The 869-nt window shown below is 52.7% G+C and carries 1 protein-coding gene; it reads right to left on the bottom strand.

All coding sequences use genetic code 11. The features are described 5' to 3' along the window. Positions 1–644 precede the first annotated feature (644 nt). The coding region (locus tag HMPREF3277_RS15385; RefSeq protein ID WP_094113519.1) for a hypothetical protein at positions 645–869 on the bottom strand (225 nt) is incomplete at its 5' end.

Below are 869 nucleotides of genomic sequence, written 5' to 3'. Positions count from 1 at the left end.
TGGCTCTATGGGCTGCACGAATTTGATTTTTCCCCAAGCTGCGGAGCCACCCCCATCCTAACCTTCCCCCGCCAGAAGGGGGAAGGAATAAGGTTGCTGATACGGCAAGAGGTCGTCTGAAACCGAAAACTTGGTTTCAGACGACCTTTCCTCATAATAAGACCACGCCAAACACCCCATCGCCGTCATTCCCGCGTAGGCGGGAATCCATCGGAAATTCTAAAAAACAGATGTTTGAAAAACAGTTGCCGAGATTTAAAAGTGGATTCCCGCCTACGCGGGAATGACGGTAGTCAGGCAGAAATTGATACAACGACGTACAGCCTGCCCCCTCTCCCGTCCGGCGGAAGAGGGGTGGGGAGAGGGTTGGCTTTACGGGCTGCACCAATTTGATTTTGCCTAAAGCCACGAAGCCACCCCCATCCTAACCTTCCCCCGCCAGGCGGGGGAAGGAACAAGTTGCCGTTGCAGCAACGAGTAGCGTGGGCTTTGCCCGCGAAACTTGCCGTATGTTAATTCGAAGGATAGCTGTATTTTTATTCATTCGTGGGCAAAGCCCACGCTACTTGAGTTATTCCAAGCTTGCGTTGGTTGAATAAACGAGGTCGTCTGAAACCGAAATTCTCTTTTCAGACGACCTCTTCTTACGAACAGACCATACCAAATATCCCGCCGCCGTCATTCCCGCGCAGGCGGGAATCCATCGGAAATTCTAAGAAACAGATGTTTGAAAAACAGTTGCCGAGATTTAAAGGTAGATTCATGTCGTAGCCTGTCCTCGCGTAGGCGGGGGCGGGAATGACGGTAGTCGGACAGAAATTTATGCCGAGACGTGCAGCCTGCCCCCTCTCCCGTCCGGCGGGAGAGGG

It is taken from the genome of Neisseria sp. HMSC70E02 (genome assembly GCF_001838645.1).
GTDB classification, from domain to species: Bacteria; Pseudomonadota; Gammaproteobacteria; order Burkholderiales; family Neisseriaceae; genus Neisseria; species Neisseria macacae.
Note: the sequence above shows the minus strand (reverse complement) of the source record. Positions and strands in the feature narration are given on the sequence as shown.